Source organism: Ruegeria sp. CJ2 (assembly GCF_056536745.1).
Genome location: NZ_JBQFQF010000013.1, coordinates 59,881 through 81,373, shown reverse-complemented (window position 1 = coordinate 81,373; position 21,493 = coordinate 59,881). Strand labels below are relative to the sequence as shown.

Below are 21,493 nucleotides of genomic sequence, written 5' to 3'. Positions count from 1 at the left end.
ATTGGGAGGCCGCGCATATGGGAGGATATCGCTTTGATTTTGACAGGCGCGGTTGATGCGTGGCTAAAAAACTATGCGCATGGCAGTGCCGGAACTTCGGCTATGACGCCTGAACAGGCCGTTCATTACCTGATCGCAAATGAACCGATATTCGAACTGACCCAAACCCGGATTCGCGGGGTCGAGACCCGCATATTCAAAAACATTCCCGGTCACATCCGCGCCCTCATGCAACTCAGCAGGGCAGATCAGGGCGACGGCACGGCGGATTATCTGGTGTTTGGCGACGAGCGCTGGACCTATGATGAGTTTTGTTCCGAAACAAACAGAATGGCGCACGCCCTCACAACCGAACTTGGGGTGCGCAAGGGCCAGCCGGTCGCCATTGCAATGCGCAATTGTCCCGAGTTTCTGTTTCTGTTCACAGCGATCGCGTCGATTGGAGCGGTGACTGTCTTTCTGAATGGCTGGTGGACCACCGAAGAGCTGGATTACGCGCTGCAAGACAGTGGTGCAAAGATCGTGTTCGGCGACCGAAAAAGAGTCGAACGCCTGCTGCCGTTGCAATCCGCAAGGGATGTTCAGGTTATCGGGGTACGGGACGGCAACGATCTCACACCGGTCAGCTACGACACATTGCTGGCCGCCAGCTCAGACGATAACTGGCCAGATGTTGAAATCGACACCGATGATGACATGGGGATTATGTACTCATCGGGGACAACCGGCCACCCAAAGGGCGTTGTTCTGACCCATCGCGGCGCGATGAGTGCCGTGTTTTCCTGGTTGATGGTCATGACTGCGGCCCCGCTGGTCACGCCCCCCGACGCAGATGAACCCGCGCCTTTGCGCCCGGCCACCTTGGTGGTGACGCCGCTTTTCCATGTCACCGCAACCCATCCGGTTTTTCTGTATTCAATTCCGGCCGGGGCCAAGCTTGTGGTGATGGAGAAATGGGAGGCCGACCGCGCCGTCCAGTTAATTCAAGAAGAACAGATCACCCGGTTTCTGGGCGTTCCGACCCAAACCCACGATCTTATGGAGGCCGCTGTGCGCACGGCGCAGCCCCTCGAAACGCTGGACTTTATTAATTCGGGCGGTGCCAAGCGGCCCCCGCCACAGGTGGGTGAGCTGGCTCAGGTCTTTCCCGCTGCTCAAATCGCAACCGGATGGGGCATGACCGAGACCAACGCCCTTGGGATGGGCACCGCAGGGGATGACTATGTCGCGCGCCCCGGATCGGCGGGTCGGCTGTATCCCCCCGTGCAGGACCTGCGCTTTCTCGACGACGACGGGCAGGATGTGCCGCCCGGCGAGATCGGAGAGATCACCGTCAAGGGCCCGACGATCATGCGCTGTTACCTCAACAAACCCGAAGCCACCGCCGAAGTGCTGAACGAAGGCTGGCTGCGCTCGGGCGACCTGGGCTTTATTGACACCGATGGGTTTGTCACCATCGTGGATCGCAAGAAAAACATCATCATCCGCGGGGGCGAAAACATCGCGTGTCTGGATGTCGAAGGTGCCCTGCACAAACATCCCGCTGTGGCCGAAGCCTGCGCGTTTTCCATACCGCATGAAAGGTTGGGCGAAGTCGTAGGCGCCGGGGTGCAGCTGCGCGCTGGCCATCACGCAACGGCGCAGGACATTCAGGACTATCTGGCAGAGCACATCGCCGCGTTCAAAATACCGGAACACTTGTGGCTGCATTCCGACCCCCTGCCGCGCGGTGCCACGGACAAGCTCGACCGGCGCGCTTTGCGCGCTCAGTGTATTAATTCATTAAATGGAACAGATGCATGAACACCCAAGACGACCTCGTCACGTATCACGCCTCGGCAGGCAAAGCTGCCTGGAATGTACCCGATATTGACGCCGCAACGCCCAGACGCCCGGTAAAGACCATCGGCATCATCGGTGCAGGCACAATGGGCGGCGGGATTTCCATGAATTTCGCCACCGCAGGCTATGACGTAAAGATCGTCGAAACCCGGCAAGAAGCATTGGACCGTGGCCTAGCCGTGGTGCGCAGCAACTATCAGCGCAGCGCCGACCGGGGCCGGTTCCCTCAGTCTGAGGTCGACATCCGTATGGCGCGATATGACGGTTGCCTGTCGCTGGAGGATCTGGCCGATTGTGATCTGGTGATCGAAGCGGTGTTCGAGGACATGGAGCTGAAACGCAAGATCTTCACCGATCTGGACCGGATCATGAAACCGGGCGCGATTTTGGCCACCAACACCTCGGCGCTGGACATTGACGAGATCGCCTCGGTGACCAGTCGCCCCCAGGACGTGATCGGGCTGCACTTTTTCTCACCCGCCAACGTCATGAAACTGTTGGAGATTGTTCGAGCAGAGCACACGGCACAAGACGTTCTGGCCACCTGTCTGGATGTCGCGCTTGAAATCAACAAGATTGCCGTTGTCGTGGGCGTCTGCCCCGGATTTGTCGGCAACCGGATGCTGTTCAAACGGCAGGATCAGGCGATGAAGCTGGTCTATCGCGGCGTAATGCCCTGGGATGTCGACGCGGCGCTGAACGCCTTCGGCTTCAAGATGGGACCGTTTCAGATGGCGGACCTTGCGGGCTTGGATATTGGCTGGTCCAAGGGGGCCACAACCGATAACCCGATCCGCGATGCGCTGTGCGAACTGGACCGTCGGGGACAGAAAACCAAGGCCGGGTATTATGACTATGACGAAAGCCGCACGCCGCTGCCCTCGGATGTGACCGCGAAAATCATCTCGGACATTACAGGGGCCGAGCCTTCGCAAATGTCGCAGGACGACATCATTGATGTCTGTATCTGCCCGATGATCAATGAGGCGGTAAAAATCCTTGAGGAAAACAAGGCGCAGCGTCCGTCGGATGTCGATGTGGTCTGGATCAACGGCTATGGCTGGCCCGCGGATAAGGGCGGCCCGATGTATTACGGCGACATGATCGGCGCGGCCAAGGTGCTGGAGGTTATGGAAAAACTGGGGGCCGAAGACCCAGATTTTGCGCCTGCTGAAATGCTGGGACAGCTTGCCGCCGATGGTGGCAAATTTACTGAAATTGATACCGGTGGTCTGAAAACCGCACGCGTCTGAAGGAGACATCATGTCATACGAATTCATCACCACCGAACAGCGGGGTCATGTCCTGCTGGTCACCATGAACCGCCCCGAGGTTTACAATGCCGTCCATGCGCCGATGCATCACGAAATGGCCGATTGCTGGGACAAGTTTGCCGCCGCCGAGGATCAATGGGTCGCCGTTCTGACCGGCGCAGGAGATAAGGCGTTCACGGCGGGCAACGACCTGAAATTCACCGCCAAACATGGGCCGCAACCGATCCCCGAGACCGGGTTTGCGGGGCTGGCAATGCGCTATGACCTGGAAAAGCCGATCATCGCTGCCGTTAACGGCTTTGCCATGGGTGGCGGGTTTGAAACCGCGCTAAGCTGCGACATCATTCTGGCCTCGGACCGCGCGAAATTTGCGCTGCCAGAGGTCAAGGTCGGCTTTTTCGCCGCGGCCTCAGGCGTGCAACGTCTGAGCCGTTATATCGGCCGCCTTGCGGCGCAAGAGATGATGATCACCGGCCGGACCATTGACTCAGACGAAGCCCTGAAACTGGGCTGCGTGAACGAGGTTGTCCCCCATGACGATCTGATGACCCGCGCCATGGCTCTGGCCGAAGACATCTGCAACGTGTCGCCATCGTCGGTCAAAGCCACCAAGCGGGTTCTGAACCGCATGGCGCAGATCGAGGGCTTTGCCGAAAGCATGGAACATTCGCGCGAAGTGCTGAAGGATCTGGCCCAAACCGAAGATTTCAAAGAAGGCGTGCAGGCCTTTGCCGAGAAACGCAAGCCCAACTGGGTCAACCGCTAAGCGAGCCACGCTCGTCAATACAGGAGACCTGACATGGTCCAAACCGTTGCAGATATGAACAACCTGGAAATGTCCGAAGGCGCCAAGCCGCTTTTGGAAAAGGTGATCAAGCATATCGCCGAAAACGTCGATCCCATCACCGAGGAATATCATCGGCTTGGCCACGGCCGCGCCGACCGCTGGTCCTATGCCCCCGGTCAGCTTGAATTGCTGGAAACCGCCAAGCAAAAGGCGCGTGATGCGGGGCTGTGGAATTTTTTCCTGCCCAATGCCGAAACCGGCGAGGGCCTGTCGAACCTCGACTATGCCTATATCGCCGCTGAACTGGGCAAAAACCCCTTGGCATCAGAGACGCTGAACTGCTCGGCCCCCGACACCGGAAACATGGAAGTTCTGGAACGGATCGGAACCGAGGAACAGAAGGAAAAGTGGCTGAAACCCCTGTTGGCCGGAGAAATCCGGTCGGCCTTTGCGATGACCGAACCGGACATGGCCTCGTCTGATGCGCGCAATATCAGCACCCGTGCGGTACTGGAAAACGGCGAATGGGTCATCAATGGCGAGAAATACTATATCTCGGGCGCGGGCGATCCGCGCTGTAAGATCATGATCGTGATGGTAAAAACCTCGCCCGAGGCTGAAACCTTCCGTCAGCAAAGCCAGATCCTTGTGCCGATGGACACACCGGGTGTCGAAATCGTCGGACCAATGCATGTCTTTGGTCAGGATGACGCCCCGCACGGGCATATGCAGATCCGGTTTACCAATGTGCGCGTCCCTGAAAGCAACATCCTTTGGGGCGAAGGACGTGGGTTCGAAATCTCGCAACTGCGGCTTGGGCCGGGGCGGATTCACCATTGTATGCGCTCGATCGGGCAGGCGGAAAAGGCGCTGGACCTGATGATCGCGCGCGGCATCAGCCGCGAGGCGTTTGGCAGAAAACTGCTGGACCTGGGCAAGAACATGGAAACCCTGTCACGCATGCGGATCGAGATCGAGGCGATGCGCCTGATGGTGCTCAAGGCGGCCAAGGCGATGGACACGATGGGCAACAAAGAAGCGCGCATCTGGGTGTCGATGATCAAGGCAATGGTGCCGGAAAAGGCCTGCCAGATCATTGATCAGGCCATACAAATCCACGGTGCGACCGGTATTTCGCAATGGTCGCCCCTGTCCGAGATGTATACCGGCCAGCGCACCCTGCGTTTTGCTGATGGCCCGGATGAAGTCCACCACGCCGTGGTCGCGCGGGCCGAGGTCAAGGATTACCTGGCATCAAACGAACGTCAGGCCGGGGCTTCGTCTGTCACGAAAGGCGGACGTCAGTTCGAGGGACCATAAGGAAAGAACGATGAACAACATGTTTGACCTGACTGGGCGCAACGCCCTGCTGACCGGTGCGTCCCGCGGGATGGGGCTGGAAATGGCCAAGGGACTGGCGCAGCAAGGTGCCAATGTGGTGATCTCGGCGCGAAAGATCGAAGCGCTAGAGGCCGCCGCCGCCGAAATCAACGACGCCGTGGGGCGTCAGGCCGCAACGCCAATGACCTGCAATATCGGCAACAGACAAGAGGTCGAGGCACTGACCAAGGCCGCCCGTGATGCGGTGGGACCGATCTCGATCCTGATCGGAAACGCAGGGGTAAACCCGTTTTACGGCTCGATGCGCGATATCCCGGATGAGGCCTATGAGAAGACCATGCAAGCCAATGTCCAGTCCAACCTGTGGCTGGCCAATGCAGTCTTTCCGGATATGGAGGGGTTGGGCGGTGGCTCGATGCTGTTCACCTCGTCCATTGGTGCGTTCAAACCCTCTGACACGCTGGGCACCTACAACATCTCGAAACTGGCGCTGATCGCTCTGGTCCGCAATCTGGCGATGGAGATGGGTCCGGCGGGGGTACGGGTCAACGCGCTCTGCCCCGGCGTGGTCAAGACCGAGTTCGCGCGCGCCTTGTGGGACAATCCGAAAACGGCCGAGTTCTACCTGCGTCAGGTGCCCCTGCGCCGACTGGGAGAGCCAGAGGATTTCACCGGTATCGCCGCGTTCATGGCCTCGGACGCCAGCCGCTATATCACGGGTCAGGCACTGACCGTGGATGGCGGTGGCGTGATGTGGACGTAAGGGGTAAGCCATGGAGATCGAAGGACAAATCGTCGTCGTTACCGGGGCTGCCAGCGGCATCGGCAAAGCTTTGGCTGCGGCCTTTGCCGAAGCCGGAGCCAGATCGGTCATTTGCGCCGACCTGAACCTGCCCGGCGCGGAAGAGACCGCAAACCAGATCGGCGGCATCGCCATGAAAGCAGATGTCTCGAAGGAGGATGACATCGCCGCGCTGATCGACAGAACCGAAACCGAGATTGGACCCATCGGCATCTTCTGTTCCAACGCGGGCATCCTCAGCATCGGCGGGCCTGAAACCGACAACGACGTCTGGCAAGGTATGTGGGAAGTCAACGTGATGTCCCATATCTGGGCCGCGCGCCATGTGGTGCCGCGCATGATCGAACGCGGAGGTGGGTATCTGCTCAACACCGCCTCGGCCGCCGGATTGCTCAATCAGGTTGGCTCGATGGCTTACGGGGTTACCAAACACGCCGCGGTCGGGGCGGCGGAATGGCTGGCCTTTACCTATCGCGATCAGGGTATCGGGGTATCGCTGCTCTGCCCGCAGGCGGTTCGGTCCGAGATGACACGGGGGCGCGAGGACAGCGTTGCCTCACAGGACGGTCTGTTGGAGGCCGAACCTGTCGCCGAAGCCTGCCTGCAAGCCATCCGGGACGAAACTTTCCTGATCCTGCCCCACCCCGAGGTGCTGGGCTATATGCGCAACAAGACTGACAACTACGACAAATGGCTGGGGGGCATGCGCAAACTCAATCGGTTTTACGGCGCGGCCATGACCCGAGCGCCAAAGTAAAGCCCCCCTCTGACGCCGGGCGATCGGCGTAAGGAACGCCGGTCAGAGATCGTAAACCCTGCGGGCCGTGCCGCTGAACAGCGCGGCCTTTTCTTCTTCCGCGTAGTCCTCCGCAATCTTCTTGAGACCGTTCCACAACACCGAATAGCTGATCGAGATACGGTCAACGGGGAAGTTGCTTTCGAACATGCAGCGCCGGGGCCCGAAACAGGCGATCATATGGTGATACCAGGGGGCCATGACTTCGGCGAATTCATCCGAACCCGGTGGTTGGCTGCGATCATGCCAGCCCCACCCATTATCGGGCATGGCCATACCACCCAGTTTGGCAACCACGTTGGGACAGGCCGCAAGTGCTGCGATGTCATCTTTCCATTGCGCAAAGATGCTGTCGCGTTGGCCAGAAAACCGACCCACACCCAAAGGCACAGACAGATGATCCAACACCAGCGTGGTACCCGGAACCGCTTGGGCCAGATCCGTGAAGGCGGGCAGTTGGTGATGATATTGCCAAGTGTCATAGGTCAGCCCCCGCGCGCCCAAACGGGCCACGCCCCTGCGAAACTCCGGGTCCGAATAAAGGCCTTCCTGCCCCCGGCCGGGCAGGAACAACTGGTCGGGCTCGGCATCTCGGGCTCCGGCGTGGCGGATACCTTTGAACAACCCCTGCCCCTCAGCGATATGAGCATCCAGAACGGCGTCCAGATCAGGGTTCCGCAGATCGGCAAACCCTACAATCCCAGTCAACGGCGCCGGGCCGGTATGGGCGCGGGCCATCGCTGCCACCTGCCGGGTTTCACCGACCGGGGCAAGCGGGTCTGGTGATGTTGGATCGTAGTAAGACCGGCATTCCACATAGACGGTTTCAACCACGTTATGTCCGCTGGAGGTATCGGCCTGCAATTCGGCCATCTCATAGACATATCCGTGCCGGTCCCACAGGTGGTGATGCGGATCGACGATTTCGCGTGCGGGGTCAATGATGTCTTCGGTGACTTGCGCCAGCCAGTCGTCGCGCGCGGCCATACGGGGAATCCATGCTATGTCGACTTTCATGACGCCTCCCTAATTGCAAATCTTCTCGTTCTTCACTGCAGGCTAACCCCGTTTCGCGCAATATCACCCCTGCAACAGATATTCCTCGCGCAGTTTGGTGTATGCGACAAAGAAATCGAAACTGTCAGGGTTCGACATGGAATCCCGGTTGACCACATCGCCCGGGTCACCACCCAGCAGCAGCTTTTTCACCGGAACTTCCAGCTTTTTGCCCGACAAGGTGCGCGGCACTTCGGCGATTTGAACGATCTCATTGGGGACAAAGCGCGCGGATACCGCAGAACGGATTGCACCGTTGATCTTGTCCTTCATAGCGTCGTCCAGCGTCTGACCCTCGGCCAGCACCACGAAAAGCGGCATGAAACTGTCGCGGCCCAGAAACTCCAGATCGACCACAAGTGAATCCATCACCTCTGCCAAGCCCTCGACCGCCTGATAAATCTCGGACGACCCCAGCCGCAGCCCCTTGCGGTTGATCGTGGCATCCGAACGGCCATAGATGACCGACGCACCCTCGGGCGTGATCTCGATCCAGTCGCCGTGGCGCCAGATGCCGGGGTAGGTGTCGTAATAACTGTCATACAGACGCGATCCGTCCTCATCCCCCCAGAAATACAGCGGCATAGACGGCAGCGGTTCCGTGCAGACCAGTTCTCCGACCGTGTCGAACACCTCATTGCCGCCCTCGTCAAAGGCGCGCACGGCATTGCCCAGCATACGGCACTGCATTTCGCCTGCGCGCACAGGCAGCATCGGATTGCCGCCAACAAAAGCGCTGGCGATATCGGTCCCGCCCGAGATCGGGGCCAGCCACAGGTCGGATTTCACGTTGCTGTAAATCCAGTCATAGCCGTCGGCACTCAGCGGCGATCCGGTCGAGCCCAGACCGTTGAGCGAAGACAGGTCCAGATCGGCAGGGCGTATGCCTGCCTTGAGGCAGGCCTCGTAAAAGGCCGCCCCCGCCCCGAGAAAAGACAGCCGATGCCGGGCGGCAAAACGCCAGAAGGCCATCATGTCCGGGTGGTTGGGCGCGGCATCGAACAAGGCGGCAGTCGCCCCTTGGCCAAGTGCAGACAACTGTGTGTTCCACATGATCCAGCCGGATGAGGTCATCCATGCATAGCTGTCGGTCCGCGTCAGGTTCTGGTGCAGGCTGCGCTTGGCGCTTTCAAGCAGCACGCCGCCATGACCATGCACGATGGGTTTGGGATTGCCGGTCGTGCCCGAGGAATAGACGATCCACAGCGGGTGATCGAAGGGAACGGGCGTGCTTTGATACGTCGCGTCGCCTTGCGTCAGCGGGCCGAAAGCGAGCGCATCTTCGGGCACTTCGCCAGCGACCGGCACCCAAAGCGTGTGCTGTACCGAAGGCAACCCGGCGCGGATCTCTTGCAGCAGGGAGCGGCGGTCGATTTCTTTCCCCGCATGGGTATAGCCGTCCTGCACGATCAACACTTTGGGTTCGATCTGTCGGAACCTGTCCAGAATGGCAACACGCCCCATGTCGGGCGCGCAAAGCGACCAGATCGCGCCCAGACTGGCCATTGCGAGACAGGCAATAAGCGCCGTTTCGGTGTTGGGTAGAACTGCGACCACCCGATCACCCTGTTCAACGCCCATTTGTCGCAGGTTCGCCGCAAGGTTCGCCACGCGATCGCGCAGCTCGGCCCATGTCAGGCTCAATGCCCCAAAAGTTTCAGACTCGACGATCAGTGCCGTCGCGTCTGGTTGGACCTCTGCCCACCTCAGCACCTGATCGCTGTAGTTCAGCATCGTTCCCGGGCACCAAACCGCACCGGGCATCTTGCGCTCGGCCATGAATGTCGTGGGCTCCACGCTGGCGCGCAGATCGAAGAACGCCCAGATAGCAGACCAGAACCCCTCAAGATCGGTGACGCTCCAGTCCCAAAGCGCGGGGTAGTCGGCAAATTTCAAACCCCGCTCCGCCTCAAGCCAGCGGATAAACGCGGCCATGGTGGTTGCCTCGGCCTGTTCTGGCGTGGGTTGCCACAGGATCGGACGGCCCGTGTCTTGTGCGGTCATGCGATCAAAGCTCCGTGGATCAGGGCACGCAACTGGGCGCGCGATGGATAGGAAGAACTGGGCGAGAGCTGGGTGAAGAACACGACGCTCAACTTATGCACCGGGTCGACCCAGAACGCGGTCGAGGCCATGCCGCCCCAGGCAAAATCACCAACGCTGCCGGGCACACCGACCCGACCGGGGCTTAGCGTCACTGACCCGCCGATGCCAAAACCCGTGCCCACCATTGGCTGTTCGGCAAAGCTGGGCATTCCCATTTCGGCGATATCACCTTTCAGATGGTTCGACATCATGAAGGCCAGCGTCTTGGGCGACAGGATGCGGTGATCGCCCGCATCGCCGCCACGCCGCAGCATCTCGGCGAAAGCCATGTAATCGTCGATCGTGCCAACCAGCCCGCCCCCGCCCGAGCGTTGCTGGGTGGTGAGGTAGGGCGAGGTTTTGCGATCATCGGTCAAACGCAAGCTGTCCCCTCCGTCCTTGGTCGCATTCAACGCCATCGGATCGTCCAGCGGCGTATAAAGGTTGGCAAACCGGTCGCCCGCATCCGCAGGCACGTTGAACGCGGTTTGCGTCATGCCAAGGGGCTGAAAAATCTCTTCATCAAAGAACTGGTCCAGTGTCTTGCCCGAAACGACTTCGACCACGCGACCCGCAATGTCGATGCCGACCGAATACATCCAGCGTGAACCGGGCTGAAACGCCAGAGGCAGGGCGGCGACCTTGTCGACCACCTCTGCCAGAGTTCCGCGTTTAGGCGTGAAATCCAGCCTTTGGTCCGCCATCGCCTCGGCCACCAGACCGGGGTTAAAGGAATAGCTCAACCCGCTGGTATGGGTCAGCAGTTGCTGCAACGTAGGCGCAGGGGCGGGTTCAGTCTGATCCAAACGCGTGGCACCGGGGATCAGCGCCTGCATCTGTGCAAAACCGGGAATGAACTCGGACACCGGCGCGCCCAAATGGATCAAGCCCCGTTCCACCAGTGTCATCAGCGCCACCGAGGTCACCGGTTTGGTCATCGAGTAGATACGCGCGACGGTGCCGCGGGTGAAGGGCAGGTTCTCTTCGATGTTGCGCTGGCCGCAATCGGCATAGAACACCTCGGCCCCGTTGCGCCGGACCAGAACCGAAGCGCCGGGGTATTTGCGCGCCTCAACATAGCTTTGCATCCACGGCCGGATACGCTCCAGCCGCGCCATGTCGAACCCTTCGGTCATGCCAGCATCCTTTGCATTGCGTCGCGGGTTTCTTCGTTGAACCAAGACCGCTCGTTATCACCTGCCAACCGCTTCATTTCGGTCTCGATCACTTCGATGGCCGGGGCGCGAAGCTGGCGCTTGACCCGGCCGTAGGTCAGTGCGGGCAGGCTGGCCAACTCACGCGCCTTGCTCTGTGTGGCGTCCAACAAGGTTTCAGCCTCGACCAGTTCATCCACAATCCCCTGCGCTGCGGCCACTTCTGCGCGGATCGGCTGGCCGGTCAAAAGAAAGCGACGCAGCGTGTTGGGATCAAGCGTTGCGCGGGCGATCTCAAGCGGGCCTATGGGCAGGTCAGCCCCGACGCGGATTTCGGCCAGACCAAAACTGGCTCGTGGGCCGGCCACGCGCCAATCGGCAGCGAGGACGAAGAAAAAACCACCCGCAATAGCGGCCCCGTTCACGGCCGCGACCAGAGGTTTTGGAAAACAGAACTGGGTCAGAAATGCATGGTTCAACGCATCCACCAGACCATTTTGCGCGTCCCGATCCAGATCCAACGCTTCCTTGAGGTCCAGACCGGCGGAAAAAACCTTGCAGGCACTGTCCAGGACCACGGCGCGCACATCGTCGCGCGCGGCAAAACCGTTTAGCATGTCGACAAAGTCGTACAGCAAATCAGGGTCCAGCGCGTTCACCGGGCCCCGCGCCAGCGTCAGTGCCATCACGCCATCGCCCAGGTCGCGGCTTTGCAAATATTCGGTCATCTTTCCCTCCTTCAACGGGATCAATTCCTGGGGCCTACAATCGGCAAAGAATCTCTACCTGGTTTGCCCCGCAATCAACGTGAAAAAGAGGGCCTCTATCGCCCTCTTTTTCATTCTCGCAGCGTGATGCGCTCAGACCTCCAGCCATTCCTTGCGGATATCGTCGCGCTGTTTCAACTCTTGCGGCGTCCCTTCGAACACCACGTGGCCATGACCCATCACATAGACCCGGTTGGCAATGTCCAAAGCGATGTCCAGCTTCTGCTCGACCAACAAGGTCGAGATGCCGCGCCCGGCGATTTCCTGCAACAGTTCGGCCACGCGTTTGACCATCTGCGGCGACAGCCCCTCGGTCGGCTCGTCGATCATCACCAGATCGGGATCGCCCATCAGGGTCCGGCACATGGTTAGCATCTGCTGCTCTCCGCCGGACAAAACGCTGGCCTCAACGTCGGCGCGGTTATCGAGGTTTTCGAACATATCGAACATATTCTGCATCGACCAGCGGCCTTCACCGTCCTTCTGGCCGGGTTTCAGCCCAAGGATCAGGTTTTGCCGCGTGGTGAGGCCGGGAAAGATATCGCGGTTTTCCGGCACATACCCGATGCCCAGATTGGCAATCTCATAGGCCTTTTTACCGGCGATCTCCTGCCCTTTGAACCGCACAGATCCATGCGGTTCGACATCACCCATCACCGCCTTGCACGTCGTGGACCGCCCCACCCCGTTGCGCCCCAGCAGGGCAACAATCTCACCTTCGGCGATGTTCAGGTTCACACCCTGAAGGATGTGACTTTTGCCGTAATAGGCGTGCATATCCCTGACTTCGAGCATCAGTGATCCTCCATCGCGGTGCCCAGATAGGCTTCTTGAACACGGGGATTGCCGCGCACCTCTTCCGGGGTGCCGGTGGCGATGATCTCACCATAAACCAGAACCGAGATGCGGTCGGCCAGACCAAAGACCACCCCCATGTCATGTTCCACCATCATCAGCGTCTTGTTTTCGGTCACCTGCCGGATCAGATCGACGATATAGTCGGTTTCCGAATGGCTCATGCCTGCGGTGGGTTCGTCCAGCATGATGACATCCGCCCCGCCCGCGATGGTGATCCCGATCTCCAGCGCGCGCTGCTCGGCATAAGACAGAACCCCTGCTGGCAAGTCCCGGCGGTTGGTCAGGTTGATCTGCGCAAGGATTTCATCGGCCGCGTCGGTCAGATCCTGTTTGCGCGACACAAGCGTCCAGAAGGAATACTTGTACCCCCGCGTCCACAGGAGCGCGCAGCGAATATTCTCGAACACCGACATCTTGGGAAAGATGTTGGTGATTTGGAACGATCGGCTGAGCCCAAGGCGGTTGATCTGAAACGGCGCCTTGCCGCGCAGATCCTGCCCGTGCAGTTGCACGGTGCCCGCAGTCTGGGCAAAGCGCCCAGTGATCAGGTTGAACAGGGTGGATTTTCCGGCGCCGTTTGGCCCGATCACCGCGTGGCGTTCGCCCTTGCGCACGCTCAGGTCCACGCCCCGGATGATCTCGGTCTGGCCAAAGCTTTTCCGCAAGTTGGTTATTTCAAGAGCGGAATTCATGCGCCACCTCCATCCAGGCTGGTTGCCGCGTGATAGCTATTGGCCATATCCGGCGCGAACCGTTTGGCCAGCCAGCCGCCGCCGATCAGCATCGCCGCTGACACCGCCCAGGGCAGGACCGTGTGGCTGTCAAAGCTGATCCAGAACAACGTCATCTGATGATCCCCAGCCGGGGCATGACGCAGGTGGAACACCATCTCGATCAGACAGGCCGCGCCGATGATTGCAAACGCGCCGGGGATCAGCACCTTGGCATAAGGCAAGGCCAGCGACCCCAGCCGCTTCATCTTGACCGCAGGCATATGCATCATCAAAAGCCCCGCCAGACCGCCGGGGAAATACATCACCGTGACCAGAAACAGCAGACCGACATACAGCGCCCAAAGTTCAGTTTCCAACCCCAGCACCGTGCGCAGCAGCGTAAACACGATGGCCCCGATGATCGGGCCGAAAAAGAAGCCGACCCCACCCAGAAACGTCACCAGAAGGATCTCGCCCGAGGTGGCGAGGTTCAGGTTCTCTTCCGTCAGGATTTCGTAGTTGACCGCAAACAGCGCCCCTGCAACCCCGGCAAAAAACCCCGAGGCGACAAAGCTGTGGAACCGCACCCACCGCTGGGAATAGCCCAGAAACTCGGCCCGTTCGGGGTTGTCACGCACCGCGTTGGCAATCCGGCCAATGGGCGTGCGCGAGAACAGGAACATCAGCAGCGCCGACAGCATCAGCCAGAAGGCGGTCAGGTAGTAGACCTCGATCTGACGCAGGAATTCGATGCCAAAGAACGGCAGGCCATAGGTCCGGTCGCCGCTGATCCCCTCTTCCCCGCCGAAAAACACGACGATGATGATCGAACAGGCGGCGATCAGCTCGCCCACACCAAGCGAGATCATGGCAAAGACCGTGCCCGAACTGCGGGTCGAGAAACTGCCCACCACAATGGCAAGTGCCATACCCACCAGCCCGCCAAAGATCGGCAAAACCGGCAGCGGCAGCGCGGCAAAGAAGTCGGACATGTTCATGATATGCATACAGGCGAACCCGCCCACACCCATATAGACCGCGTGGCCGAAACTCAGCATACCGCCCTGCCCCAGCAACATGTTGTATGCCAGCGCAAAGATGATGGTGATGGCCATCTGGTTCATGACGGTAATGGCGGAATTGGCCGTAAACACCATCGGCAACAGGATCAGCGCGACGGCGGACAGAAGCCACGGCATTACAACGCCCAGCGAAAGGCCCGGTGCCTGAGTGTTGGCAGAGATTTGAGATGTCTGTGTCATGCCTGCCGCTTTCCGAAAAGACCATAGGGCCGGAACACAAGGATCAGGACCATCAGGATATAAGGCAGAATGTCCGCGATCTGCGGTGAGGTCAGCGTCCAGAGATCGCGCCAGGAGCTGTCCCAGATCGGCTCGGGCTTGGTAAAGCCGATGCCGGTCAGGATATCCTCCATGCGCACGTTATATGCCTTCGAGAATGTGGTCAGCCAACCGATGATCAGTGACGCAACCAACGCACCACCTAGGCTGCCCAATCCGCCGATAACGATGGTGACAAACACGATCGAGCCCAGCACAAAGGCCATGCCCGGGAAGGTCGACAGAACCGGCCCGGCAATCACTCCGGCCACACCAGCCAGCGCCGTGCCAACGCCGAACACACCCATGAAGACAAGCGGCACGTTGTGCCCCAGTGCCTCGACCGTCTTGGGATAACTCAGGGCGGCCTGAATGATCAGACCCACCCGCGTTCTGGTCAAAATATAGAGCAGCACGAGGAAGATCGCGACCGAGGTAAAGATCATGAAAATCTTGTAAGCCGGGATCGCATTGCCCGCGATGGAAAAGGCGGTGAATTGCAGAACCTCGGGAATTTCATAGGGCATCGCGCTTTTGCCCCAGATGAACTGCACCAGTTCTTCTATCAGCAACGCCAGACCGAAGGTAAAGATCAGCTCGGGAACATGGCCATATTGGTGGACCCGGCGCAGGCCATAGCGTTCAACCAGCGCGCCCAGCACGCCGACAATCACCGGCGCGATCAGAAGGCCCATCCAGAACCCAAGAAAGACACTGATCTGAAACGCAAAATACGCCCCCAGCATATAAAAACTGGCATGGGCAAAATTCAGAACACCCATCATGGAAAAGATGAGTGTAAGACCCGCGGACAACATGAACAGAAGCAACCCTGTCACAAGCCCGTCGATCAGGTTGACGGCAATCAATTCCATGCCTGTCCCCTTCTACGAAGAATTTGACAACATCAGACAAGACCAGCCTGCCACGTCACACGCGGCAGGCTGAAAGCACCCACGGGAGTTATGGGCGCTTCATCTTGCAGGTGGTTGCTGCATCAGCGGCGGCCATTGTGACCGTATCTTCCTTCAGCAGCCCAAAGCCCGAATTGTCATAGTCGAACTGGACATCATCGGAATGCGCCTGAATATGAACGTCCTGAATGATCTGGTGGTCGATCTCGCGCATTTTCAGCTTGGTCCCCCAGATGCTGTCATGCTCCATCCCTTCCAGAGCATAGGCGACCTGAGCCATATCCGTTGCGGTGCCCGCCTCGTTGATGGCCTTGGCCAGCATCTCGACCACGTTGGCAATCCGCGGCTGTGCCGGATCGGTATCAGGATAGGCTTCCTTGAAGCCCGTCACAAACGCGGCAGCACGATCCGAAACCGGCGGGTTGATCTGGCCTTCGCCCACGACCCGCAGCGATCCGACACCGGATTCCCCGAACGCAGCGGTAATGCCGTCAGCCGCGCCGTAATAGGTGTAGATCGGGCCATCAAAACCGTTCTCAAGAACCGACTTACCCAGGTTCAGCATGTCTGCGCCCCAGTTGCCGGTGATCACAATATCCGCCTCGGACGCCATGATCTTACGGGCATAGGGGGTGAAATCCTTGACCTTGCCAATCGGGTGCAACTCGTTCCCGACAATCTCGATATCAGGGCGCTTTTCGCCAAGGAACTTCACCGCAGCAGCGGCAACAGCCTTACCAAAAGAGTAGTCCTGCCCGATGATATACACCTTGTCGACGCCGTCATCTGCCGCGATCACATCGGTCAGCGCGTCCATCTTGATGTCTGCATTCGCATCAAAACGGAAATGCCAGAAGTTGCATTTGTCGTTGGTCAGCGCCGGGTCAACGGCCGCATAGTTCAGAAAGATGACCTGATTGTCAGGATTGCGGCGGTTATGCTTGTCGATAGCGTCTGTCAGCGCATTGGCCACACCCGAGCTGTTGCCCTGCGCGATGAAGCGGATGCCCTGGTCGATCGCCACCTGCAACTGAATAAGGGATTCCTTGGGGCTGATCTTGTTGTCGAAAGCCACGATTTCGAAATTCTGACCGTCCAGAACACCGCCTTCTTTGTTGACAAGCTCATCGGCGGCAAACTTGAAGGTCGCGAGCCCCTGGTTGCCCGTTGCCGCAAACGGGCCGGACAGTGGGTCAATAAAGGCAATCTTGATATTCTCGGCATAAACGGCAGTTGTGCTAATTGCCACTGCCAACGCAGCACTCAGGCCGCGCAGTGTAGTATTTTTCATATTTTTTCCTCCCTGATATTTCCCGGCGCTCACCTCCTCTGCGGCACCGGAGAATACAGGATTACAGTGACAGACCTCAGGCAGGAGTCAACAGTTCGTTTAAATTTTATAGCTTGTAATCAATATGTTAAGCGACACAAAGGCGCTGCCCAAAACTTGAGCAGCGTTCCGATCACCGGTGCCATTTTTTTAGTCAATGGCTCTGAAATTGATCAGGCTGGCCTTAAACAACACACGGCACTTGCCGCAAAACCTGACCCCTTAACATTCAAACTCCGAGCAATTGCGATCCCTCGGTCAGACCAAGGTTTTTTCCAGCCTGAACCAGCATTGGGCCATAGACCGTTTCCAGCTCTTTCGGCGTAATGTGAAAAGAGGGACCACCAACATTCAGACCGAACACCCGGTTGTCGATGAACGATCTGAAAGCAACGGCAATGCCGTTCACGTCGGGTCGCCAGTCTCCATAGCCGGTGCAAAAGCCCAGCCGGTCCATCTCTTCCTGTGCGGTGGCAAAGCTGCGCTGTCGAAACTCTTCGGTATCGCTGTCCTGCATCCGCGCTGTTTCAAATGCCTGGGCGCGCTCGTCCTCGTTCATGACGGTCAATATCGCCCGCCCCATGGCAGAGCGGAACAGTGGGAGGCCCGAACCCACGCGGGCGACCAATGAAACCTGCTCACGCGAGGTTTCGGTCGCCAGATAGACAGCGTTCAAACCGTGCCGTTCACCAAGAGCCACAACAATATAAGTGTTGGGGCCATTTCGCAGCTTCAGCATCTCGCGCCGTGCGCGCTCGGCAATGTCCAGACTTGCCAAAACGCCAAACCCCAAAAGCATGACCCCCGCACTTAGACGATAGGTGCCTGTGCGGGTGTCGACCTCAAGATAGTCCAGCTTGCACAGCGTGTGGGTCAGGCGCGAAACTGTCGCTTTCGGCAGACCCGTGCGTTTGGACAGATCGGTGTTGCTTAGCGCGGTGTCTCCTTCGCGAAAGCACCGCAGAACATCCAACCCCCGCGCCAACGCAGTGATGAAGTTGCGGTCCTTCAGTTCCTCTTCGGTGCCTTCGACCATCGTTTACCCTTTATGTCCAACCGCCATCCAACGCACGCAACCCATGGTCGGCAAAGATCGGAACGAACTGCCCCGACTGTCGTGCCCGTTCGGGGTTAGAGGCATTTCCATCCAGCGCTCGTTTGTAAACGCCCTGGATAATGGCGGCCATGCGGAAGAAGCAAAACGCCAGACAATAGCCGAAATGGTCAATGCCATCCAACCCGCGGCGCGCGCAGTAGGCGGCGACAAACTCTTGGTCGGTCATCAAACCTTCGGCGGCGCGATCCACACCAGCCAACCCGCGCCCCATGCCGCCCGGCGGCAACTGCCATTGCATGATCACAGCCGCCAGATCCGCGTAGGGATGGCCGATGGTCGACAATTCCCAATCCAGAACGGCCAGCACATCCGGACTGTCCCTGCAGAACAGCATGTTGTCGATGCGGTAGTCGCCATGCACCAGCGTCCGCTGGCCATCATCCTCGGGTGCCTCATCCACCAGACGCGCCATCAACCTATCCATCGCCGCGATAGTGCCGGTCTCCGAGGCACGGTACTGCTTTGACCAGCGGCCAATCTGACGTTCGAAATAATTCCCCGGCGGTCCATAATCCGACAAGCCCACCTTGCCGATATCAACGCTGTGCAGATCGGCCAATGTCTTGTTCATCGCCTTCAGGATGCCGCCACGTTCTTGCCGGGGTAGCTCGGGCAGTTCGGGAAAGTTGAAATGGCGCCCGTCCATGAAATCCATGACGTAGAACATCGAGCCGATGACGCTGTCATCCTCGCAAAGCACATGCATCTTTGACACTGGCACATCCGTGTCGGCCAACGCCTTTTGAACCCGGAACTCGCGGTCAACCGCATGAGCCGACTTCAACAACTGACCCGGCGGTTTGCGACGCAGAACATATTTGTGCGAAGGCGTACTGAGCAGAAAGGTCGGGTTGGACTGACCGACCTCGAACTTCGTGACCTCGATCGGTCCTTCGAAACCTGCAATCCTGTCAGACAGATAGTCGGCTACGGCCTGTGTATCTAACGTCTGGGTCGAATTGGACATCAAAACTCCTCAGCTTAGTGTATTCTTTTTGGCCCGCGACACAGGGCGCAGATTTGCACGTGTCCGGATCAGGCAACCTGTCATGTTCCTTTGCACCGAACAAGACGTTCGTGGCTGGCAAGCAGAAGCTCAGCCATCACTCAGCCCTGAAACTGCCGCGCGAGATTGGCGCCGGCCGCCAGATACTCATCTGCAATTCGGTCAACCAGCGCTTGGGCAGGCCCGATGCATTTGACGGCCCCGATGCCCTGCCCGGATCCCCAGATGGTCTTCCACGCTTTGGGCTTTTCCCTGTCCGCAGAAAAATCCATCGAGGTCGGGTCCGCCGTCGGCAGGTTTTCGGGGTCCATCCCCGCATTCACAATCGACCCGCGCAGGTAGTTGCCCCAGACACCGGTGAACAGCGAAGAATAGACGATGTCATCCCCGGCGCTGTCCACGATCATTTGTTTGTAACCGGGATCGGCGTTGGCCTCATCCGTGGCGATAAAGGGCGAACCGACATAGCCAAAATCAGCGCCCATCGCCAACGCGCCCAGCAGCGAATTGCCCGACGCAATCGCCCCAGACAACGCAAGCGGCCCGTCGAACCATTCGCGAATTTCACGGACCAGGGCGAACGGCGACAGTGACCCTGCATGCCCCCCCGCTCCGGCGGCCACGGCCACCAGCCCATCGGCCCCTTTCTCGATCGCTTTTTTGGCGAACTTGTTGTTGATGATGTCGTGGAAGACAACGCCACCATAAGAATGCGCGGCCTCGTTCACCTCGACCCGCGCGCCCAACGAGGTGATCCAGACCGGGACCTCGTGCTTCACACAGATATCAATGTCCCGCTGTAACCGCCCGTTTGACCGGTGCACGATCTGGTTCACCGCATAAGGCGCGGCGGGGTTGTCGGGGTTTTCCTGATTGTGCCGGTCCAACTCTTCTTTGATGCGGGTCAGCCAAGCGTCCAACAGCGGCGGCTCACCTTCGGCCTCCCGCGCGTTGAGCGCAGGAAAAGAGCCAATGATGCCCGCCTTGCATTGCGCAATCACCAAATCCGGGTTCGAGATGATGAACAAAGGAGAGCCGATCATCGGAATGCGCAAGCCCCGCAGAGCCTTGGGCAGATGTGAATCGTCGCGAGTCCAAGTGGTCATTTACAGCACCTCGAACAGGCCAGCGCCGCCCATGCCACCGCCGATGCACATGGTGCAAACCACATATTTGGCCCCGCGCCGCTTACCTTCGATCAGGGCGTGCCCCACCATGCGGGCCCCGGACATGCCATAGGGGTGTCCGATAGAAATCGCGCCGCCATCGACATTCATAATCTCGTTTGGAATGCCCAGACGATCGCGCGAATACAGAACCTGCACGGCGAAGGCTTCGTTGAATTCCCACAGGTCGATATCGTCCATGGTCAGGCCATGCGCCTCTAGCAGTTTGGGAACGGCAAAGACGGGGCCAATACCCATCTCATCAGGTTCACACCCCGCCGCCATCACACCGACGTAGCGGCCCAGCGGCTCAAGCCCTTTTTGTTCCGCAAGCTTGGCCTCCATGATCACCGAGGCCGATGCCCCATCCGACAACTGCGAGGCATTGCCAGCCGTGATATGTTTGCCTTCCTTGATATGGATACCGTCCTTGAACACCGGCTTCAGGCCAGCCAGAGACTCGGCCGTGGTCGAGGGGCGGTTGCCTTCATCCTTGTCCAGCGTCACCTCATGCTCGGAGATCTCGCCGGTTTCGCGGTTCTGGATCTTCATCACCGTGGTCATCGGAACGATCTCGGCGTCGAACCGGCCTGCCTGTTGTGCCGCATGGGTGCGCGCCTGAGACTGCGCGGCATATTCGTCCTGATATTCACGGCTCAGCCCATAGCGTTCACCCACGGTTTCGGCGGTTTCCAGCATGGACATGTAAAGTTCGGGCTTGTGGTCGACGATCCACGGATCACGCCCCACGCGCATTTCGGGCGTCTGCACCATCGAGATGCTTTCGACCCCGCCGCCAATCACCACATCCATTCCATCATGCACCACCTGTTTGGCAGCCGTGGCAATCGCCATCATCCCCGAGGCGCATTGACGGTCCAGCGTCATGCCGCCCACGGTTACCGGCAAACCGGCTCGGATGGCGGATTGACGGGCGATGTTCCCGGCCTGATGGCCCTGCTGCATGGCCGCACCCACCACGCAGTCCGCGATCTCGGCCGGTTCGACCCCGGCGCGTTGCACTGCATGTTCAATCGCATGGCTCATCAGCGCCTGCGGCGTGGTGGCATTGAAAGCACCGCGATAAGCTTTGCCAATCGGGGTGCGTGCTGTTGAGACGATCACTGCGTCACGCATTTCGGTTG

Annotated in this window: 19 protein-coding genes; 6 read left to right on the top strand and 13 right to left on the bottom strand. The window is 59.1% G+C overall.

All coding sequences use genetic code 11. The annotated features are described in order from the left end of the window. Positions 1-102: 102 nt before the first annotated feature. Genes ACR0MS_RS17485 through ACR0MS_RS17460 form a run of 6 tightly spaced genes read left to right on the top strand, consistent with a single transcriptional unit; the run spans position 103 to position 6,803 of the window. Entirely contained in the window at positions 103-1,803 is a 1,701-nt protein-coding gene (locus ACR0MS_RS17485) for a class I adenylate-forming enzyme family protein (protein WP_480755401.1), read from the top strand. Then, entirely contained in the window at positions 1,800-3,095 is a 1,296-nt protein-coding gene (locus tag ACR0MS_RS17480; protein ID WP_480576393.1) for a 3-hydroxyacyl-CoA dehydrogenase, read from the top strand. The genes ACR0MS_RS17485 and ACR0MS_RS17480 overlap by 4 nt, the downstream gene beginning before the upstream one ends. A 10-nt stretch (positions 3,096-3,105) precedes the next feature. After that, positions 3,106-3,882, top strand: a complete 777-nt coding sequence (locus ACR0MS_RS17475) for an enoyl-CoA hydratase-related protein (protein ID WP_480576396.1) — start codon at positions 3,106-3,108, stop codon at positions 3,880-3,882. A gap of 54 nt (positions 3,883-3,936) precedes the next feature. Continuing rightward, complete coding sequence (locus ACR0MS_RS17470) at positions 3,937-5,223, top strand: acyl-CoA dehydrogenase family protein (RefSeq protein ID WP_480576600.1); 1,287 nt, start codon at positions 3,937-3,939, stop codon at positions 5,221-5,223. A gap of 10 nt (positions 5,224-5,233) precedes the next feature. Continuing rightward, the gene (locus ACR0MS_RS17465; protein ID WP_480576399.1) at positions 5,234-6,007 is read left to right on the top strand and encodes an SDR family NAD(P)-dependent oxidoreductase; all 774 of its coding nucleotides are present in this window, start codon (positions 5,234-5,236) and stop codon (positions 6,005-6,007) included. Positions 6,008-6,017: 10 nt separating this feature from the next. After that, a complete protein-coding gene (locus ACR0MS_RS17460) occupies positions 6,018-6,803 on the top strand; it encodes an SDR family oxidoreductase (RefSeq protein WP_480576402.1) in 786 nt (261 codons plus the stop codon). 42 nt (positions 6,804-6,845) lie between these two features. Here the strand turns inward: ACR0MS_RS17460 and ACR0MS_RS17455 are convergent, their stop codons facing one another. From ACR0MS_RS17455 to ACR0MS_RS17395, 13 genes are all read right to left on the bottom strand, one after another. Then, positions 6,846-7,859 (bottom strand): amidohydrolase family protein, encoded by a 1,014-nt coding sequence (locus tag ACR0MS_RS17455; RefSeq protein ID WP_480576405.1) that lies wholly within the window; start codon positions 7,857-7,859, stop codon positions 6,846-6,848. A gap of 63 nt (positions 7,860-7,922) precedes the next feature. Then, the gene (locus ACR0MS_RS17450) at positions 7,923-9,902 is read right to left on the bottom strand and encodes an acetoacetate--CoA ligase (protein WP_480576408.1); all 1,980 of its coding nucleotides are present in this window, start codon (positions 9,900-9,902) and stop codon (positions 7,923-7,925) included. Continuing rightward, complete coding sequence (locus ACR0MS_RS17445) at positions 9,899-11,119, bottom strand: serine hydrolase domain-containing protein (RefSeq protein ID WP_480576411.1); 1,221 nt, start codon at positions 11,117-11,119, stop codon at positions 9,899-9,901. Before ACR0MS_RS17445 ends, ACR0MS_RS17450 begins: the two co-directional genes overlap by 4 nt. After that, positions 11,116-11,865, bottom strand: coding sequence for an enoyl-CoA hydratase/isomerase family protein (locus ACR0MS_RS17440; RefSeq protein WP_480576416.1), 750 nt, complete (start codon positions 11,863-11,865; stop codon positions 11,116-11,118). Before ACR0MS_RS17440 ends, ACR0MS_RS17445 begins: the two co-directional genes overlap by 4 nt. A gap of 132 nt (positions 11,866-11,997) precedes the next feature. Beyond that, on the bottom strand, positions 11,998-12,702 hold the full coding sequence (locus tag ACR0MS_RS17435; protein WP_217354435.1) for an ABC transporter ATP-binding protein: 705 nt from the start codon (positions 12,700-12,702) through the stop codon (positions 11,998-12,000). Further along, complete coding sequence (locus ACR0MS_RS17430; RefSeq protein WP_480576419.1) at positions 12,699-13,454, bottom strand: ABC transporter ATP-binding protein; 756 nt, start codon at positions 13,452-13,454, stop codon at positions 12,699-12,701. Before ACR0MS_RS17430 ends, ACR0MS_RS17435 begins: the two co-directional genes overlap by 4 nt. Next, positions 13,451-14,737, bottom strand: a complete 1,287-nt coding sequence (locus ACR0MS_RS17425) for a branched-chain amino acid ABC transporter permease (RefSeq protein WP_480576422.1) — start codon at positions 14,735-14,737, stop codon at positions 13,451-13,453. Before ACR0MS_RS17425 ends, ACR0MS_RS17430 begins: the two co-directional genes overlap by 4 nt. After that, on the bottom strand, positions 14,734-15,690 hold the full coding sequence (locus ACR0MS_RS17420; protein ID WP_480576425.1) for a branched-chain amino acid ABC transporter permease: 957 nt from the start codon (positions 15,688-15,690) through the stop codon (positions 14,734-14,736). Before ACR0MS_RS17420 ends, ACR0MS_RS17425 begins: the two co-directional genes overlap by 4 nt. Before the next feature lie 88 nt (positions 15,691-15,778). Then, entirely contained in the window at positions 15,779-17,020 is a 1,242-nt protein-coding gene (locus ACR0MS_RS17415; RefSeq protein ID WP_480576428.1) for a branched-chain amino acid ABC transporter substrate-binding protein, read from the bottom strand. A gap of 268 nt (positions 17,021-17,288) precedes the next feature. Next, complete coding sequence (locus tag ACR0MS_RS17410) at positions 17,289-18,095, bottom strand: IclR family transcriptional regulator (RefSeq protein ID WP_480576431.1); 807 nt, start codon at positions 18,093-18,095, stop codon at positions 17,289-17,291. 10 nt (positions 18,096-18,105) lie between these two features. Further along, entirely contained in the window at positions 18,106-19,143 is a 1,038-nt protein-coding gene (locus tag ACR0MS_RS17405; RefSeq protein ID WP_480576434.1) for a phosphotransferase family protein, read from the bottom strand. A gap of 140 nt (positions 19,144-19,283) precedes the next feature. Continuing rightward, positions 19,284-20,288, bottom strand: coding sequence for an NAD(P)H-dependent flavin oxidoreductase (locus tag ACR0MS_RS17400; protein ID WP_480576437.1), 1,005 nt, complete (start codon positions 20,286-20,288; stop codon positions 19,284-19,286). Further along, positions 20,289-21,485 carry an acetyl-CoA C-acyltransferase gene (locus tag ACR0MS_RS17395; protein WP_480576440.1) on the bottom strand — a complete coding sequence of 399 codons (1,197 nt, stop codon included), beginning with the start codon at positions 21,483-21,485 and terminating at the stop codon, positions 20,289-20,291. It abuts the gene before it with no gap. Between the last annotated feature and the right edge of the window lie 8 nt (positions 21,486-21,493).

What these genes read in the sequence shown, in the direction of transcription:
- ACR0MS_RS17485 (WP_480755401.1), top strand. Translation starts at nt 103, where the DNA reads ATGACGCCTGAACAGGCCGTTCATTACCTGATCGCAAATGAACCGATA.
- ACR0MS_RS17480 (WP_480576393.1), top strand. Translation starts at nt 1,800, where the DNA reads ATGAACACCCAAGACGACCTCGTCACGTATCACGCCTCGGCAGGCAAA.
- ACR0MS_RS17475 (WP_480576396.1), top strand. Translation starts at nt 3,106, where the DNA reads ATGTCATACGAATTCATCACCACCGAACAGCGGGGTCATGTCCTGCTG.
- ACR0MS_RS17470 (WP_480576600.1), top strand. Translation starts at nt 3,937, where the DNA reads ATGAACAACCTGGAAATGTCCGAAGGCGCCAAGCCGCTTTTGGAAAAG.
- ACR0MS_RS17465 (WP_480576399.1), top strand. Translation starts at nt 5,234, where the DNA reads ATGAACAACATGTTTGACCTGACTGGGCGCAACGCCCTGCTGACCGGT.
- ACR0MS_RS17460 (WP_480576402.1), top strand. Translation starts at nt 6,018, where the DNA reads ATGGAGATCGAAGGACAAATCGTCGTCGTTACCGGGGCTGCCAGCGGC.
- ACR0MS_RS17455 (WP_480576405.1), bottom strand. Translation starts at nt 7,859, where the DNA reads ATGAAAGTCGACATAGCATGGATTCCCCGTATGGCCGCGCGCGACGAC.
- ACR0MS_RS17450 (WP_480576408.1), bottom strand. Translation starts at nt 9,902, where the DNA reads ATGACCGCACAAGACACGGGCCGTCCGATCCTGTGGCAACCCACGCCA.
- ACR0MS_RS17445 (WP_480576411.1), bottom strand. Translation starts at nt 11,119, where the DNA reads ATGACCGAAGGGTTCGACATGGCGCGGCTGGAGCGTATCCGGCCGTGG.
- ACR0MS_RS17440 (WP_480576416.1), bottom strand. Translation starts at nt 11,865, where the DNA reads ATGACCGAATATTTGCAAAGCCGCGACCTGGGCGATGGCGTGATGGCA.
- ACR0MS_RS17430 (WP_480576419.1), bottom strand. Translation starts at nt 13,454, where the DNA reads ATGAATTCCGCTCTTGAAATAACCAACTTGCGGAAAAGCTTTGGCCAG.
- ACR0MS_RS17425 (WP_480576422.1), bottom strand. Translation starts at nt 14,737, where the DNA reads ATGACACAGACATCTCAAATCTCTGCCAACACTCAGGCACCGGGCCTT.
- ACR0MS_RS17420 (WP_480576425.1), bottom strand. Translation starts at nt 15,690, where the DNA reads ATGGAATTGATTGCCGTCAACCTGATCGACGGGCTTGTGACAGGGTTG.
- ACR0MS_RS17415 (WP_480576428.1), bottom strand. Translation starts at nt 17,020, where the DNA reads ATGAAAAATACTACACTGCGCGGCCTGAGTGCTGCGTTGGCAGTGGCA.
- ACR0MS_RS17410 (WP_480576431.1), bottom strand. Translation starts at nt 18,095, where the DNA reads ATGGTCGAAGGCACCGAAGAGGAACTGAAGGACCGCAACTTCATCACT.
- ACR0MS_RS17405 (WP_480576434.1), bottom strand. Translation starts at nt 19,143, where the DNA reads ATGTCCAATTCGACCCAGACGTTAGATACACAGGCCGTAGCCGACTAT.
- ACR0MS_RS17400 (WP_480576437.1), bottom strand. Translation starts at nt 20,288, where the DNA reads ATGACCACTTGGACTCGCGACGATTCACATCTGCCCAAGGCTCTGCGG.
- ACR0MS_RS17395 (WP_480576440.1), bottom strand. Translation starts at nt 21,485, where the DNA reads ATGCGTGACGCAGTGATCGTCTCAACAGCACGCACCCCGATTGGCAAA.